The sequence below is a fragment of the Chloroflexota bacterium genome (genome assembly GCA_038040195.1).
Taxonomy (GTDB): domain Bacteria; phylum Chloroflexota; class Limnocylindria; order QHBO01; family QHBO01; genus DASTEQ01.
In genome coordinates this window covers 11,873-28,220 of record JBBPIR010000002.1, presented here as the reverse complement: position 1 = coordinate 28,220, position 16,348 = coordinate 11,873, and the positions used below count along the sequence as shown (strand labels likewise).

The 16,348-nt window shown below is 71.0% G+C and carries 12 protein-coding genes; all 12 read right to left on the bottom strand.

Annotation, left to right across the window (positions count from 1 at the left end; genetic code table 11):
* Positions 1 to 21: 21 nt before the first annotated feature.
* Entirely contained in the window at positions 22 to 1,116 is a 1,095-nt protein-coding gene (locus AABM41_04225) for a peptidoglycan bridge formation glycyltransferase FemA/FemB family protein (protein MEK6191518.1), read from the bottom strand.
* Positions 1,097 to 2,602: a UDP-N-acetylmuramoyl-L-alanyl-D-glutamate--2,6-diaminopimelate ligase gene (locus tag AABM41_04220; GenBank protein ID MEK6191517.1), complete on the bottom strand. Its 1,506-nt coding sequence runs from the start codon at positions 2,600 to 2,602 to the stop codon at positions 1,097 to 1,099. The genes AABM41_04225 and AABM41_04220 overlap by 20 nt, the downstream gene beginning before the upstream one ends.
* The gene (locus tag AABM41_04215) at positions 2,599 to 3,654 is read right to left on the bottom strand and encodes a peptidoglycan bridge formation glycyltransferase FemA/FemB family protein (protein MEK6191516.1); all 1,056 of its coding nucleotides are present in this window, start codon (positions 3,652 to 3,654) and stop codon (positions 2,599 to 2,601) included. The genes AABM41_04220 and AABM41_04215 overlap by 4 nt, the downstream gene beginning before the upstream one ends.
* The gene (murJ, locus tag AABM41_04210) at positions 3,651 to 5,243 is read right to left on the bottom strand and encodes a murein biosynthesis integral membrane protein MurJ (GenBank protein ID MEK6191515.1); all 1,593 of its coding nucleotides are present in this window, start codon (positions 5,241 to 5,243) and stop codon (positions 3,651 to 3,653) included. The genes AABM41_04215 and murJ overlap by 4 nt, the downstream gene beginning before the upstream one ends.
* Positions 5,233 to 6,261, bottom strand: coding sequence for a tyrosine recombinase XerC (locus tag AABM41_04205; protein ID MEK6191514.1), 1,029 nt, complete (start codon positions 6,259 to 6,261; stop codon positions 5,233 to 5,235). The genes murJ and AABM41_04205 overlap by 11 nt, the downstream gene beginning before the upstream one ends.
* Entirely contained in the window at positions 6,254 to 8,509 is a 2,256-nt protein-coding gene (gene topA, locus AABM41_04200; GenBank protein MEK6191513.1) for a type I DNA topoisomerase, read from the bottom strand. The genes AABM41_04205 and topA overlap by 8 nt, the downstream gene beginning before the upstream one ends.
* 76 nt (positions 8,510 to 8,585) lie before the next feature.
* Entirely contained in the window at positions 8,586 to 10,235 is a 1,650-nt protein-coding gene (locus AABM41_04195; GenBank protein ID MEK6191512.1) for an Ig-like domain-containing protein, read from the bottom strand.
* Positions 10,236 to 10,323: 88 nt separating this feature from the next.
* Positions 10,324 to 11,556, bottom strand: a complete 1,233-nt coding sequence (dprA, locus tag AABM41_04190; protein MEK6191511.1) for a DNA-processing protein DprA — start codon at positions 11,554 to 11,556, stop codon at positions 10,324 to 10,326.
* A complete protein-coding gene (locus tag AABM41_04185; GenBank protein MEK6191510.1) occupies positions 11,553 to 13,052 on the bottom strand; it encodes a YifB family Mg chelatase-like AAA ATPase in 1,500 nt (499 codons plus the stop codon). The genes dprA and AABM41_04185 overlap by 4 nt, the downstream gene beginning before the upstream one ends.
* Positions 13,053 to 13,236: 184 nt before the next feature.
* A complete protein-coding gene (locus AABM41_04180; GenBank protein ID MEK6191509.1) occupies positions 13,237 to 14,418 on the bottom strand; it encodes a response regulator in 1,182 nt (393 codons plus the stop codon).
* Positions 14,419 to 14,475: 57 nt separating this feature from the next.
* The gene (locus AABM41_04175; GenBank protein ID MEK6191508.1) at positions 14,476 to 15,420 is read right to left on the bottom strand and encodes an alpha/beta fold hydrolase; all 945 of its coding nucleotides are present in this window, start codon (positions 15,418 to 15,420) and stop codon (positions 14,476 to 14,478) included.
* 17 nt (positions 15,421 to 15,437) lie between these two features.
* A complete protein-coding gene (locus AABM41_04170; GenBank protein MEK6191507.1) occupies positions 15,438 to 16,346 on the bottom strand; it encodes an SPFH domain-containing protein in 909 nt (302 codons plus the stop codon).
* Positions 16,347 to 16,348 lie beyond the last annotated feature (2 nt).

The following is a 16,348-nucleotide window of genomic DNA, read 5'->3' as shown; positions in this document are numbered from 1 at the left end:
CCTTGCGGTGGCCCGGTACGGTCAGTCGGGAGTTGGGGCCGGAGACGCTGACCGACGGCCCACGGACCGCAGTCGCTGGCGGGCCTGGTAGCCGGCGAGGGCCACGCCGAGCACCGTATCGCCGAGGCGGCTGAGGGCCAGATCGCGGGCCCCGACCCAGGTGACCTCCGTCCCGCCGTAGCCCTCCTTGAACTTGCGGATCCCGCCGGTGGCGAGGCCCCACAGGTCGTAGGTGCGCAGACCCTCGGCCTGGAGGGCGCGAATGGCCTCCCACTTCAGCAGGTAGTTGGCCCGCGTAGCGGCGCCGCGTTCGGTCATCCCGCCGTACACCTCGGCCACTCGGTCGCCACACACCATGTGGAGGAGCGTGGCCACCCGCTCCCCGTCGGCCGTGGCGAAGAACAGCCGCGCGCGGCGTTGCGGGGCGAACGCGGCCCACACCCGCTGGTAATAGTCCGGAACGCGGACCGCGAAACCGGCCCGGTCACCGGTCAGGCGGTAGATGCGGTCGAAGTCCGCCAATCCGGCCGCGGTCGCTAATGGGTCCGAATCCGGTTCGAGCTGCTCGATGGTCACGCCCTCGCGGCCGGCCTTGGAGACGTACTGGCGGTGCTTGCGGGCCAGCGCCGACCACAGCTCGTCCGACGGCTGGGTCAGGTTGATGAGGCGAGTGGTGGGCGGTTGGACCTTGGGCGCTTCCCGCCACGGCGCGGCCAGGAGGGCCGCGCCGTAGGGATCGACGTGGGTCACCTCGGGATCAGCCCGAACCCGGCCGATGCGCTCCTCGTCACCGAGGGCCCGCAGCCCGGCCACAAGCGCGTCGCGGGTGGCCGGTTCATCGAGGGCGCCAATAGGCCCCCGAGGGGCATACGCCAACGACCACCCGGTGAGCGGCACCCGGCGCAGCAGGAGCTGGACGCCGGCCAGCGGCTGGTCGGGAACATGGCCCACGGCCAGGCGAAGCGGGCGCCATCCCGCTTCACGACGCAGCTCGCCCCAGCCCCATAGCTGGGGGAAGGCTCGATGGTCGGCGGCCTCGACGAAGGCGTCCCACGCCTTCGCGTCGGTCACCTGCCAGGCCCGCAGCCGGTTCGGATCAGGCGGCGGGTGGCTCATCGGTCCCGAATCCGATCCCGCGCAGCTCCTGGCGCGCCACTTCGCGCTCGTCCCACCAGCGCCGGTCGTCGCCGTAGATGATGCTCGGCTCGTGCCCCTTGCCGGCCAGCAGCACCATGTCGCCGGCCTGCGCCATTCGCAGCGCATGGGCGATGGCCGAGCGGCGGTCGTCAATGATCCACAGCGTTTCGCGCTCCTGCGCCCCGGCGTCGCGGGCGCCTTGCGCGATCTCCTCGTTGATCTCCCACGGCGACTCGCTGCGCGGGTCCTCGTCGGTGACCACCACCAGGTCAGCCAGCTCGCCGGCGACACGGCCCATCGTCGATCGCTTGGTGCGGTCACGATCGCCGGCTGACCCGAATACCGCGATCAGGCGCCCAGCCGTCAGCGGCCGCAGCGCGCGCAGGACTTTGGCCAGCGAATCGGCGGTGTGGGCGTAGTCGACGATCACCCCGAAGGGCTGGCCGATGTCGATCCGCTCCATGCGGCCCGGGACGCCGCGAACCTCGGCCAGGGCGGCCGCGGCCTGCTCGAGGTCAATGTCCTCGGCCTGGGCCAGCCCGAGGGCGGCCAGGGCATTGCTGACGTTGAAGCGACCGGGAAGCTGGATCGTCACCGGGCCCGACCAGCGGGACCCCGTCACGTGGAACCGGCTGCCATGCGGTCCGAGGTCGAGGGCCGTGGCGCGGATGTCCGCCTCGGCGTCGATGCCGTAGCTGATCACGGCGCCCGCCGCCCGATCCTGCAGGTATTCAAACGCGTCGTCGTCGCGGTTCAGCACCGCCACCGGCGCCTCCTCGACCAGGATGGCCTTGGCGGCCCGATACGCATCCAGCGTGCGGTGGAACTCGAGGTGCTCGCTGGTGATGGTCGTCACGACGCCCACCGCGAAGCGGCAGTTGCGGACCCGCGCCTGGGCCAGCCCATGCGAGGTGGCTTCGATCACCACGCTGTCATTGCCGGCCTCGACCATGTCGGCCAGCAGGCGCTGCAGCTCGAGGGCTTCCGGCGTCGTGGTCCGGCTGGTCGAGGCCTTCTGCTGGTCACCGACCCGGGTGTCTACCGTCCCCACCAGGCCCGGTCGGCGGCCGGCGGCCAGCAGGATGCCCACGGAGAGGAACGCGGTTGTCGACTTTCCGTCGGTGCCGGTTATGCCGTACACCCGCAGGTGCGCGGACGGCCGTCCGTACCATGCGTCGGCCGCGTCCGCCACCGCGTGGCGGACATTCGCCACGATCAGCTGCGGAATGACCAGGCCGGCCGTCTCGCGCTCGGCCACGACCGCCACCGCGCCGCGCGAGGCGGCCTCCGTGACGAAGGTCCAGCCGTCGTGCGTCCCCCCGGGGATGGCGAAGAACACCGAACCGGGCTCGACCTCGGCACTGTGCGCAGTCAGGCCGGTGATCTCCCCGGCTGGCACGCCGATCACCCGCTCGGGATCCACCGCGTCGGCCAGGGCGCCGAGGCCGATGCCGCGCTCGGTCACGGGACGTCCTGCGGCGTGCGCCGCCGAAAGCGAGACGCGGCGGCCCGCAGGCGGTAGGCAAGCGGGTCGACCACGATCTCCCAGCTCCCGGCCCAGGTCACGCCACGACCCCCGAATCCCTTCTTGAACAGTCCCACGCCGTACCACGGATGGTCTGGTCCGGCACCGGCCGGTTCAACGCCCCACAGGTCGTGACGGCGGGCACTACGTGAGCGCGCCTCGCGCATCATGGCCCACTGGGCGGCATAGGAGGCGTAGTGCTTGGGCTCACCGGGTGACTCCCGCCGCGAGCCGGCGAACAGATAGAACGACTGCTCGCCCTCGATCACCAGCATCCCCATGGCGAGGGTCTCGCCCCCGCGTCGCGCCTCGACCAGGCACGCACGTCCGGCGCCGGCCAGGGCCTGCCAGGCGGTCCAGTAGCGCTCCACGGGCGGCAGCCGGAAGCCGGCGCGGCGCTGGGTCGCGCGCACCAGCTCGTGGAGTCGCTCCACGGCGGATCGGTCTTGCGGATCGGTGTCGATGCTGATCTCGACCCCTTCACGGGCGGCTCGACGAACCCCATACCGGGTGTCCGCGTCGAAACCCGCCAGCAGGGCGTCGTCGTCGGCCAGGTCAACAATCCGGGTCTGGCCCACCTGGAGGCGTTCCGGGACCCGGTGCGCCATCTCGTCAAGGATGGCGACCTCCGGCGCCCCGCTTTCGATGCGCGGCTCCAGACGGAGCGCGACCGCGTGGTCGGCCCGGGCCTCGCCCACCAGCCCCTCGACCAACACACGGATGCGCGCCGCGGCGGCCGGATGGGCGTAGTCGGTGACGGGCCCGTGAGGCACGTACCAGAAGCTCCGTCCGAGCGCCAGCCGGCGTACCTGGGCGGCCGCCGCCGCCACCGGGGTGTCACCTTCCAGCACGACATAGCGCCGCTGCGGGTTCCCGTCATGGGCAGCCACCTCCGCCCATCCCCAGTCATGCAGGAAATCTCCGCTCGGTTCGCGCGCTAGCAGCCCCTGCCAGGCGTCCTGATCGGCTTCGACCGCGGGACGGAACGTCACGGGCCCGCGGGTCGACGGCCCGCGATGGAGCGCAGGGTGGTCAGCTCGGGCGCGCGAAGGACGAGGCCGGCGGCGATGTAGGCCGTTCCACCGATGCCTGCCGGAACGAGGAGGAGAACCAGCCGGCCAACACCGTTCTCTTCGAGACCGGGAAGGGCGGCGATGGTGCCGAGGAACGCCCCGAGCATGGCCAATGAAGCCACCAGGGTGGCCACTCCCGAGCGCGTGAAGGACGCCAGCAGCAGGCGGCCATCCAGACCGCCCAGCCGGCTGCGGAGCGCGGCCAGCAGGCCGACGACCTCCACGGTGGCGCTGATCGAAATCGCGAGCGCCAGGCCCTCGACCCCCATCGGCCCAACCAGCAACAGCATCAGGCCAATGTTGGCGACCACGGCCACCACCGCCCAGGCCACCGGTGTGCGCGTGTCCTGCATCGCATAGAAGGCGCGGGTCAAGACGTGGACCACGACGTGGGCCGGCACGCCGACCGCGAACCAGGCCAGCGCGGATGCGGTCCGATCGGCTGATTCGGCGCTGAACAGCCCGTACTCGAAGAAGACCGAGGCGACCGGCCCGTGCAGGACGATCATGAGCGCAGCCAGCGGAGCGGTGACGAAGAACAGGACCCGCAGGCTGGCATTGACCTGTCGCCGGATCTCCGATGCGCGGCCCAAGGCCGCATCCCGCGACAGGGTTGGGAACAGCGCCACCGCGATCGAAACGCCGATGATCCCGACCGGCAGCTGACTGAGCTGAAAGGCGTACGTGAATGCGGTGATGCTGCCTGCGGCCAGGCCTGAAGCCAGGGCGGTGCTCACGATCAGGTTGACCTGACCCGCCGCCAGGCCGAACACCCGCGGTGCCATCAGGACCGACACGCGGCGCACGCCCCGGTGCCGCAGGTCAATCCGCGGCCGCCACGCGGGGTCGAGTCGGCGCAGTGCGGGAAGCTGGATCACCAGGTGGCCGACAGCGCCGACGACCACCCCGGCCGCGAGCGCTTCCACGCCCATCACCGGCGCGACGAAAACGGCCGCCCCGATGATCGCCAGGTTGTAGACCAGTGGCGCAATCGACGTCGGACCGAACGTGCCATGGGTCTGCAGAAGGCCGCTGACCACGGCACCCAGGCCGATGAAGACGGGGCTGATGAGCATGATCTGAGTCAGGCGAACCGTCAGCGCGGTCGTCTCGGCGTCGAAGCCGGGCGCGATGATCGGCACCAGCCAGGGAGCGCCGACCGCCATGACCGCGCTCAGGGCCGCGAGCGCGAGCACCACCAGGTTGATGACGTTGCTGGCCAGCTCCCACCCTTCATCCACCTCGCCGCGGGCTCGATAACCGGCATACACCGGGATGAGCGCCGCTGACAGGGCGCCGGCCACGACGAGCTGGAAGATGGCATCCGGGATCCGGAACGCGGCCAGGTAGGCGTCGAGCTCGCTCGACGCACCGAATTCGGCGCCGATGACCAGCAGGCGGATCCATCCCAGCACCCGGCTGACAACCGCCGCGGCCGTCATCACCAGGCTGGCGCGCAGGACCACGCTCGCGGCGCCGCTCAGATCCGATGGGCGGTCAGCGGTCATGCGAGGGCTCGGCGGGCAGCTTCTCTGATCGAGGGTGCGAGGCGCGGTACGCGGCGCGCAGGGCAGCATCCGAGAGATGGGTGTAGATCTGCGTGGTCTGCGCCGACGCGTGTCCCAGCAGCTCCTGGACGGTCCGCAGGTCTGCCCCGCCCTCCAGGAGATGGGTTGCGAATGAATGCCGCAAGGTGTGGGGAGAGGTGCGGCCACCGACCTGGCTGGCGCCCACCCAACGGGCGACCACCAGGCGCGCTCCGCGCGCCGTGAGTGCGCCACCCGCCGCGTTGAGGAACACGGCGCCGCCGGAGAGGCCCGATGCCGGCGCGCGCGACGCCAGGTACGGTCGGGCTCCGATCAGGTAGGCACCCAGGGCCGCCGCCGCCGGCCGGCCGAAGATCAGGTCGCGCTCCTTGCGGCCCTTGCCCAGCACGCGCAGCCGCCGGCGACCGAGGTCGACGTCGGGCAGGCTCAGGCCCGACAGCTCGCTGATGCGCATCCCGGTGGCGTAGAGCAGTTCCAGGATGGCGGCGTCCCGGCGGAGGAGAGAGGCCTCCAGCTCACGATTCCCCTGCCTGCGGCGGGTCGCGGTGCTCGAGGCCGGCAGGCCGTCTCCCGTCCAGCGCGAGGGCGCCTCCACGAGCCGGGTGGCCTCGTCAACTGTCAGCACCCGTGGGAGGCGTCCGGGTCGGCGGGGCGACCGCACGCCGGCCAGCGGATCGGCCTCGATCCAGCCCTGCCGGGCCGCATGGCGGTAGAAGGTTCGGACTGCGCTGACTCGGGAACCAACTGCGGAAGCCGATAGCTCCCGCTCGGCGAGGGTAGCCAGCCACGCGCGCACGGTAGCCCGGTCGGGTGCGTGCCAATCGACGCCCCGGGCCGCCACGAAGGCGACGAACTCGCTGACGTTTCGACGGTATTCGGTCAGCGTGCCGGGGGCGGCGTTGCGGGTTGCGAGATGGGAGATGAAGCGCTCAACGGCTGCGTCGGCCTGGCGCGGAGCGGCCGCGGCCGGATCAACCACCGGCGGAGGTCCGACGCCCCGCGGCGCGCCGCGTCGTTCGCCGGCGTCCCGCCCCAGGCCGGGCCTTGCCCGCCGACGCCGCGCGATGGATGTACCGGCAGTCGGGGTAGCGGCTGCATCCCAGGAACGGACCGTACCGTCCGCGTTTCGGGGTCAGGGTGCCCTCACCGCACTCGGGACACGTCTCGCCCGCGCCCGGGAGGTCCGGCGCGGGATGGGCTGGATCCGCGTCGCCGCCGGCGGCCGCTGCCGGACGGTGAACGTAGCGGCAGTCGGGGTAGCGGCTGCACGCGACGAACGGGCCGAATTTGCCCCGTTTCGGAGTCAGGGTCCCCTCGCCGCACTCGGGGCACGTCTCGCCGACACCGGGCAGGTCCATGGCCGGATCGGTCTCGCCGGGGATCGGCATCGTGTGCTTGCACTCGGGGTAACCGCTGCAGCCGAGGAACCACCCGTTGCGGCCCAGCCGCTTCAGCATCGGGTGGCCCGAAATCGGGCAGATGATGTCGGTCTCCTCGACCTGCTTGGGGATGGCGACCTTGCCGCGTTCGACCTGCTCGGCAAAGGGCTCCCAGAACGCGCGCACCATGGGAACCCACTCACGTCGGCCGCTTGCCACCTCGTCCAGCTGGGTCTCCATGCGGGCGGTGAACGCCGGATCGACGACGTCGGCGAAATGCCCGGTCAGCAGGTCCGTCAGGAGGAACGCCTCCTCGGTCGGGTGCAGGCGCCGGTCCTCGAGCGTCACGTATCCCCTCGCCCGGATGACCTCCATCGTCGGCGCATAGGTCGATGGTCGACCGATGCCATGCTCCTCCAGGGCCCGAATCAGTGTCGCCTCGCTGTACCGGGGCGGCGGCTCAGTGAAGTGCTGCTCCGCAGCCAGGTCCACCAGGTCCAGCGCCTCGCCGACCGCAAGCTCCGGCAGTCGCGTGGCGGCCTCCTCATCCTCGTCGTCCCGACCTTCGATGTACACCGCCTGGTACCCGTCGAACACCCGGCGCCGGGTCCCCGCATGCAGCAGGTAGCGGCCGGCTTCGACATCCACCCCAACCTGGTCGAACAGCGCGGCGGCCATCTGGCTGGCGATGGCCCGGCGCCAGATGAGGTCATATAGCCGGAACTGATCCGGCTTGAGCGCGCCCTGGACCGATTCGGGTGTGCGCGCGAAGCTCGAGGGCCGGACCGCCTCGTGCGCCTCCTGCGCGCCGCGGGTCCGGGTGCGGAACGCGTTCGGCCGCTCGGGGACGAAGGCGGCGCCATAGCGGCTCCCGATGACGTCGCGCGCCTCGGCCACTGCCCCGGCGGCCATGGAAACCGAATCGGTGCGCATGTAGGTGATCAGGCCCTCCTGGCCGCCCGGCAGGGCGATGCCTTCATACAGGGCCTGCGCCGCCGCCATCGTCCGCCTGGCGGAGAAGCCGAGCTTGCGCGAGGCTTCCTGTTGCAGCGTGCTGGTCGTGAACGGGGGCGGCGGACCCTGGCGCCGCTGGCTGCGGGTCACGTCCGAGACCCGATAGCGGGCGTCGCGCAGCGCGGCGAGGTGCTCGTCGGCCTCGTCCTGGGAGCTGATCTTGGCCTTCTGGCCGTCGATCCGGGTCAGCCCCACCCGGAATGCGATGCCGGCCTCCCCGCGACGGAGATCGGCCGCGATGGACCAGTACTCGACGGCGATGAACGCCTGGATCTCCCGTTCGCGGTCGACCACGATCCGCACCGCCACGCTCTGGACCCGGCCGGCGGTCAGGCCGCGCCGGATCTTGCTGGCTACCAGCGGGCTCAGCTTGTACCCCACCAGCCGATCGATGATCCGCCGCGCCTGCTGGGCGTCAACCAGGTCTCGGTTCAGCTCCCGGGGGCTGGCGAAGGCCTTCTCGATGGCCGAACGCGTGATCTCGCTGAACGTCACCCGACGAATGCGATCCTCCGACAGGCCGGCGTGCTCGGCGATGTGCCAGGCGATGGACTCGCCTTCGCGGTCGAGGTCGGTGGCCAGCCACACCCGGCCCGCCGAGCGGGCCGCATCGGTCAGGCGTTTGAGCTCGTCCTTCCGGTCGGGCAGCGGCTCGTAACGAGGCGCGAAGTCGTTGTCAAGATCTACGCCCAGGCCGCGCTTGGGCAGATCCCGGACATGACCGTAGGAGGCGAGCACGCCGTAGCCGTCGCCCAGGTAGCGCTCGATCGTCTTCGCCTTGGCCGGCGACTCGACGATCACGAGGTCGCCGCCCGTGGTCTTGGGTCCCGCCATCGGTCGGCGAGTGTAGCACCGGGTCTGTGAGCCCCCGTTTTGGCCGGCTTACCGACCGCCTACCGGCCGTCTCCGATCAGTCGGTGAAGTCCCAGACCACTATCACCTTGTTCGAGCCGGTCGCGATCCCGATCCCGACCCGGCGGTAGTTGGGGTGCAGGATGTTGTCCTTGTGGTTCCCGCCGCCCGGGTATGGCTCGGACCAGAACGCGGCGTGGCACCAGTCGAGCGTGGCCTGGACGCCGCCGCCGTAGCCCAGGTAGCACGCGTTCTCGCCGGACCAGCCGTACGAGATGCCCGCGTTGGTCAGCCGCTGCTTGTAGGTGGTCCCGTCCAGCGAGTCGTGGCTGAAATAGCCGTTGGCCAGCATGTCGGCGGCGTGGCCGTAGGCGACCGCAGATAAGGCGGAATCCAGGGTCAGGGGCGCGAACCCATAGGACGCACGCGCGGAATTAAGCTGGTTCAGCGCGTACTGGACCATGTCCGAGCTGCCTGGCGTCGCCGGAACCGGCGTGTACGGCGTGTACGGCGTGTACGCCGTGTACGTGCGCGCGGGAGCGGCGGTCGAGAACTGCCACGAGATGCTGACCGGGTTGCCATCCGCGTCGCGCGCGCCGGCTCCCAGGTTGGCGACGAACTCGTGGCCTTCCGTGAGAGCGCCTCCCGCGCTGAAGGTCAGGGACCGCGCGTCCGCGCTCCAGGCGACCTGGCCCATCACCGGCTGGCCGCTGGTGGTGTCGGAAAGAGAGAAGGCCGCGGCCGTGGCATCGGGGTCCATGGGTTGACTGAACCCGATGGTCACTGTCTGCTCGGTCACGCCGCTAGCCCAGATGGCCGGGCTGACCGTCATCGCCTGGGCGTTCGGGCGCGTGGCGAACGAGAAGCTCGTGTCACCGCCCACCCGAATGCCATCCGCGTCGCGGGCGCCGGCCACGCTGATCGCATACCGCACGCCGGGCGCCAGACGCTGCTCCGGCGCGAACCACAGCGTCGTCCCTTGCCACTGGAACGCGCCGGGCACGCTGGGCGTGATCCAGAACGCGTTCTCGGTCGCGGAGTGGTCCATTGCGGCACTGAAGGTCAGACCGATCCCCGTGGCGGCGCTGGCCTCGGGCGCCACGTCGTCGGTGGCGGCGCTGAGACCCGCATCCCGGTCCCCGCCGGAGGCCAGGACCTCTTGGACCACGGTCGGGATATCCGCGGATGGGGTCCCGCTCACCTCCGTGATGGCCAGGCTCATCACCCGCGGGGCGGTCTGGGTGGTGAAGGATGCCCGCCAGTCAGCCGCCAGCGCGCGGCGATCGGCCAGAGCCGTGCCGGCGGGCACCTGGATGACGTACCGCTGGTCGGTCGCCCAACGGAGCCTGGGCACCAACGCCAGGGTGGTCGAATCGGAGTTCCAGAGGAAGCTGACGTCCGTGCGCGGGACGAGGCGAAGCGCCGTGCGGACCGCGGCGCGGTCCATGGGACCCGGGAAATGGAGTACGACCCCGTCGGCGCTGGCGACCCCGACCCCGACGTTGGCGGGCAGGATCGATTCCACGGGGGGCGCTGCGATCAGGCCGGCCTTGATGAGAGGGGCGGTGGGGATGGCGACGACCACCGCCACCGCAAGCGCAGTGACGGCAACGCCCAGATGGGTGATGGACCGGTGACGAAGCAGCGGTGTGCCCACTGCGACCAGCCGGCGGAAGTCCCCCGCGACCCGAGTCGACGGAGAGGTCAATAGACAAGCGCTCCTGCGGACCGGCGGATCCGCCTTTCGGACGGCCCGGGGGTCGTAGGAAGGCGCGGAGTATAGCCCGATGCCCCCGTCAAGCGCCAACCCCGACCTGGTGCGCGCGGTGACCGGGTCGGCGTCCCCAGCCGCTGCGACGGGCCGCCAGTGTGGGGTGAAAGGTGGCCCCGGCGTAGGCCGTCACGAGCCCGCGGGCCTCCAGCATGGTCAGGGTTGCCGCCAGGGCCGAGGTCGACAGGCGAGTCCGGTCGACCAATTCCTCGATCGAGGCAGCCCGACGAATGACGGCGGCCAGGACCAGACCCTCCGCCTCGGAAAGCGACCGCACGCTCACCGGGAACCGCCCGCGCCGGAGGCCGACCATGTGCAGGAGCGCGGCCGGCGACGTGACGAGGGTGGCAAGGTGATCGGCGATGAGTCGATTCGTCCCGCGCGAGGTGGCCGCGTCCATGGGTCCGGGAACCGCAAACAGCTCGCGCCCGAGGGCAATCGCAGCATCCGCGGTCAGGAGGGCGCCGGATCGGTCTGGGGCCTCGACCACGACCACGGCCTCGGCCAGGCCGGCGATGATCCGATTGCGGCGCGCGAAATCCGGCCGGCCGAGCGGCCGACCGGGCGGCAGCTCACTGAGCAGGGCGCCGCCGGACGCGAGCATCCGGGCCGCGAGCTCGCGATGGATGGGTGGGTAGAGGCGGTCGATCGGCGACGGCAGGACAGCCACGCTCCGCCCGCCGGCCGCGACCGCCGCCCCGTGTGCCACGGCGTCGATTCCGATTGCCAGACCCGAGATGACGGCCACACCCGCGCGGGCCAGCTCGTCGCCGATTTCCTCGGCCGCGGCCCGGCCGTAGCCGCTCGGGCGGCGCGTCCCGACCACCGCCACGCCGGGGACCTGCCAGGCCGCGGGATCGCCTGCTGCCCACAGCAGTGGCGGCCGCGGATCGAGATGCGCCAGGGAGGGCGGGTAGAGGGCCTCGAACGCTGCGATCGGAGTCGCGCCATGTCGCCGACCCTGCGCGGTGATCTCGGCCGCCAGGCGTCGCACACCCCGCGCACGGATGTCATGCGTCAGCGCCAGGGCGGCGGGGCCCGTGTCGGCCGGCAGCTCCGCGACGGCGCGATCGATGGCCCCGTCGCGCCACGCGGCACGCAGGCTGCCGGATCCAGCCAGCAAGCGGGCAACCGCCACCGGGCCGAGGCCGGGCAGCTGGCAGGTGACGATCCAGTACGGTCGTTCGACGTCGGGGTCCAGGTGGTCGAGCCGCAGACCGGTCCAGCCGGCCGTTCGATTCGGCGCATGGGCGATCACCGCGTCACCGGCGGGCGGTATCGCAACGCCTCCTCCACATGGGTTGGCTGGACGGCGGTTGTGCCCGCTAGGTCCGCGATCGTGCGAGCCAGCCAGGCGGCACGATGCACGCGGCGAGGCGACAGCCGAAGCGCGCGTACCAGGGCCGTCAGCGAGCGGAGGGCGTCCTGCCCAAAACCGTGTTCCTGGTCCAGAGCTCCGGGCCCGAGCGCGGCGTTGGGTCCGCCCTGACGAGCTCGTTGACGGTTCCACGCGGCCCCGATGCGGTCCGCCACGACCGCGCTCGATTCGGCATCGGCATCGGCCAGCAGTCGACGCGGCTCGTCGAGCACGACCCACAGGTCGATCCGGTCGCGCATCGGTCCGGAGAGCCGGCGCTCGTAGCGCTGGACCATCGACGGATCACAGTCGCAGGCCCGGGATCGGGATCCGAGCCAGCCGCACGGGCACGGGTTGAAGGCGACGAGCAGCATGAAGCGCGCCGGCAGGCGCAGTGAGCCCTCGACTCGGGCAATGGTCACTTCGCCCGCCTCAATCGGCTGGCGCAGCGCATCGAGGGCGTCCGGTCGGAACTGGAGCAGCTCGTCGAGGACGAGGGCACCGCGGTGGGCCAGGCTGGCCTCCCCGGGGCGAATGCGCTCGCCTCCGCCCACCAGCGCCTGGACGGAGATGGTGTGGTGTGGGGCGCGAACGGGGCGCATGCGGGTGAGCGGCACGCGACGGTCGACCAGGCCGGCCACGGAGTAGATACGGCTGACCTCGACCGCCTCGTTGTCGTCCAGGGGCGGCAGCAGCCTGGGGACGGCCGACAGGAGAAGCGTCTTGCCGACTCCCGGCGGACCGACCAGCGCCAGGTTGTGGCCTCCGGTCAACGCGAGCTCCAGGGCGCGACGCGCCAGCGACTGGCCGATGACGTCGCGCAGGTCGACGCCAGGCCCGACCGGCCGCCAGGCAGGTAGCGGGGTCGGATCGGCGGCCGGGAGCGTTCGGACGCCGGCCAGGTGGGCGACAGCCTCGCCGAGGGACGCCGCACCGTAGACCACGATGCCGGGGACAGCGGCCGCCTCGACGAGGTCGTCGTTGGCCACCACAGCCGCCCGGCGGCCCGAGTCGCGAACCGCCGCGACCAGGGCCAGTGTGCCTGCCACCGGGCGCAGCGACCCGTCTAGGGCCAGCTCTGCCAGGAGAGCGGTGTCGGAGAGGTCCGCGTCGAGCTGGCCGGAGGCCGCCAACAGTCCGACACCGATGGCCAGGTCGTAGGCGGTGCCTTCCTTGGGCAGGTCCGCCGGGGCGAGGTTGACCGTGATGCGTCGGGCCGGCACCTCGAAACCGCTGTTCCGGACGGCGCTCCGCACCCGCTCCCGGGCCTCCTGGACGGCGCTTCCGGCCAAGCCGACGATGGTCAGGCCCGGCAGGCCGAACGCGACATCGACCTCGACCCGGACCGGAACCGCATGGACTCCGCGAAGCGACGCGCTCACCGTCTCCGCCAGCACCGGCCACCCCGCGGGAGGCGCAGCGTCGGGATGCGAAATGCCGGACGCCGCCTGCTCGCCTCCCTGATCCGACGGCGACCGGCGGGAGCAGTCTGGAAGGGGCAGGATTACCGTCGGCTTAGGCCCGCCTTGTCAGCCCCGACGCGGCTTGTAGGCGTGCCTTGTCAAGCCCCGACGCGGCTTGTCAGGCTTCGGCTTCGACCACCGAGAGCTCCTTGTCGACTGCCGTCGCGAAGTCGCTCACCGCCCTGGCCAGCGGGCTGCCCGGCCGGCTGACCATGAACGGCGCCCCGGAGTTCAAGGCCCCGATCGCGCCCCGGTATTCGTTGATGATCTTGTGCGAGATGGGGCTGCCCAGCACGCTTTCCGCGTTCGCGATGTTGATGCCAGTGAATGCGTTGGATCGGTTCAGCACGAGCTGGACCTTGTCCCGCGCATACCCCAGCTCGGTCATCGTCTTGAGCACCAGCTGGACGTTCTTCAAACACGACAGGTCGGCGGTGAGGATCACGTAGACGACGTCGGCCTCATCGAACAGATGGATCGTCACGTCGTCCAGGCTGCGGTTGGCGTCGATGACCGTGTAGTCGTACATGCCCCGCATCAGCTCCACCAGATGCGACAGGGACTCGGGCGAGTTGCGATGACTCTCCATCACCACGTCGGCCTGCTCCGGGGCGGTGGGCGCCAACAGCAGGTCCACGCCAGACGCATGAGAGACCACCAGGCGGCGCAGGAGGTCGGCGTCCAGCTCCGGCTCAGAGATGGCGTTCACGATCGAGGCGGTGTCGAGCTTCAGGTCCAGGAAGACCCGATGGTCCCCGAACTGGAGGTTGGCATCCACGAGCGCGACGCGACGCTTGTGCTCGGCGGCCAGGGCGATGGCCGTGTTGATGGCCAACGTCGTGCAGCCGACGCCTCCCTTGGCGCCGTAGAACACGATCACCCGTCGCAGGGTGGCCTGGGCCGAATCCGGGCGCGTGCCGCTCAGCCCGCTGCGGGCCAGCAGGGCCCGGATGCGGGCCATCAGCTCGGCCGGATGGAACGGCTTGACGATGTCGTCGTCGGCACCCGCGCGCAGGCCCTTGACCCGCTGCCCGATGTCGGCCTCCGCGGTGAGCAGCAGGATCGGGACGCGGCGGCCGGCAGTCTCGGCGGCGCGGATCTGGATGATGGCCTGGTAGCCGTCGATGCCTGGCAGCGCCGCGTCCATGAGGATCAGATCCGGCGACTGCTGGGCGGCGGTCGCGACGCCGCTCTCGCCGTCTCCGGCGAGCAGGACCTCGAAGCCCTCCTGCTTGAGGGTGAAGCTCAGGACGCGCTGGATGTTGAGGTCGTCGTCGACGACCAGGACCTTGACGGCCATGGACCCTCGGGCGAGCCCGGCCGGTCCGGCAGGTCCGCCCGGCCCGGGTGGCGCGGATTATAGTCGGCTGCCCGTTCGCTCCTTGGCCTGGGCGCGAGACGTTTGCGGCTCCAGATACCGCTCGAGGAACGTCAGCACCCGCCGCTCGTAGGCCTCGCCACCCACCGCCCGCGCTTCACCGTGCTCGGCCCCGTCCACCACGAACAGCTCCTTCGGTTCCCCGGCGGACTCATACAGGCGCACCGATTGCCGCCAGTTGACGAGCCGATCCTGACGGGGGGCAATGAGCAGCAGTCCGCGTGGTGCGATCGCAGCCACGCGGTCGATGGGCGAGATGAGTCGCGTCCGGGCACGCAGGGCGGCCCCGATGATGATCAGCCGTGAGCCGAGGCCGGGCAGTGGCAACCGTTGCTCGCGCATGCGGTTGGCGATCGGGTGCCGGATATCGGCATAGGCCGCGTCGGCGATGACGGCCGCCACCGGCAGCTCGGGGGCGGCAATGATGGCCGTCGCGCCGCCCATGCTGACGCCGTATAGGGCGATCGGACCGAATCCGCGTCCCTCGAGCAGCCGGACCGCTGCGGCGACATCCCGTCGCTCGGTGGTCCCCAACGTGATCGCCGCTCGATCCGACGCCCCGTGCCCGCGGAAGTCGAACTGCAGGACGTTGTATCGGGCCCGCAACCAGGGAACGAAGAACGACAGCCACGGGACGCGATGCCACGAGAAGCCGTGGAGGAGAATCACCGCGGCCCGGGTTTCGCGGGCGGCAGGTATGAGCCAGCCGTCGAGCGTCACCCCGTCGTCGGTCGTGAAGCGAACGGCCTCATGCGGGAGGCCTAGCTCCGCCGGCGACCCGGGCAGACCTTCGGTCTCGTCCAGGGCATGCAGGGTCGGGGTCACGACCCGGCGCGAACCGACGAACCCCAGGTACCCGAGGTAGCCGGCAGCCAGCGCCGAGCCGAGCCCGCCCAGCCAGGCCAGCAGGCTTCGCGGCCGCATCGAGACGCCTCGGCGGATCAGCCGCCCCCCGACCCGCCGCCGAGGGTGGCACCGATCCGCCGGGTCAGCTCGGTCACCTCCATGGGCACGACCCAGGTCTTGCTCTCCGATGTGGCCAGGGCCTTGAGCACCTCGAGGTACTGGATCTGCATCGTCTTCTCGTCAACCCCGCTGGCCGCGCCGAAGATCGTGGTCAGAGCCGTGCCGTAGCCCTCGGCCCGCAGGGCCTGGGCCTGCCGCTCCCCCTCCGCTCGCAGGATCGCGCTCTGCTTGTCACCCTCGGCCCGCAGGATCGTGCTCTGCTTGTCCCCCTCGGCCACGTTGATCGAGGCCTGGCGGGTGCCCTCCGACTCGGTGATGATCGCGCGCCGGCCGCGCTCCGCGCTCATCTGGCGGTTCATGGCGTCCTGGATGTCGCGTGGGGGGACGATCTCGCGGATCTCCACGCTGGTGATCTTCACCCCCCAGCGGTGGGTCACCTCATCGAGCTTGGTGCGCAGGATGCTGTTGATGTCCTCGCGCTTGGCCAGCACGTCGTCGAGGGGGATGTCGCCGATCACCGCCCGCAGGGTCGTCGCAGCCAGCGCCTGTGAGGCGCCCGTGAAGTCCACCACCTGGGTCACGGTGGTCTCCGGCTCGAAGACTTTTGAATAGACCAAGAAATCGATGCTGATCGGCGCGTTGTCCTTGGTGATGCAGCTCTGCTGCGGAATCTCCAGGAAACGCTCACGCAGATCGACCTTGACCGATTGCTGGATGACCGGGATCAGCAGCACCAGCCCCGGGCCCTGGGCCCCCTGCAGCCGGCCCAAGAAGAACACGACCAACCGCTCGTACTCGCGCACGATGTGGATGGCGCTGTAGAGCAGCCACAGCACAACGGCCAGCGCGACGACCACGACGATGATGGGGATGATGGATTCCATCG

Excerpts from the sequence above, each read along its gene's own strand:
- AABM41_04225 (MEK6191518.1), bottom strand. The coding sequence starts at position 1,116 with ATGAGCCACCCGCCGCCTGATCCGAACCGGCTGCGGGCCTGGCAGGTG.
- murJ (MEK6191515.1), bottom strand. The coding sequence starts at position 5,243 with ATGACCGCTGACCGCCCATCGGATCTGAGCGGCGCCGCGAGCGTGGTC.
- topA (MEK6191513.1), bottom strand. The coding sequence starts at position 8,509 with ATGGCGGGACCCAAGACCACGGGCGGCGACCTCGTGATCGTCGAGTCG.
- AABM41_04180 (MEK6191509.1), bottom strand. The coding sequence starts at position 14,418 with ATGGCCGTCAAGGTCCTGGTCGTCGACGACGACCTCAACATCCAGCGC.
- AABM41_04175 (MEK6191508.1), bottom strand. The coding sequence starts at position 15,420 with ATGCGGCCGCGAAGCCTGCTGGCCTGGCTGGGCGGGCTCGGCTCGGCG.
- AABM41_04170 (MEK6191507.1), bottom strand. The coding sequence starts at position 16,346 with ATGGAATCCATCATCCCCATCATCGTCGTGGTCGTCGCGCTGGCCGTT.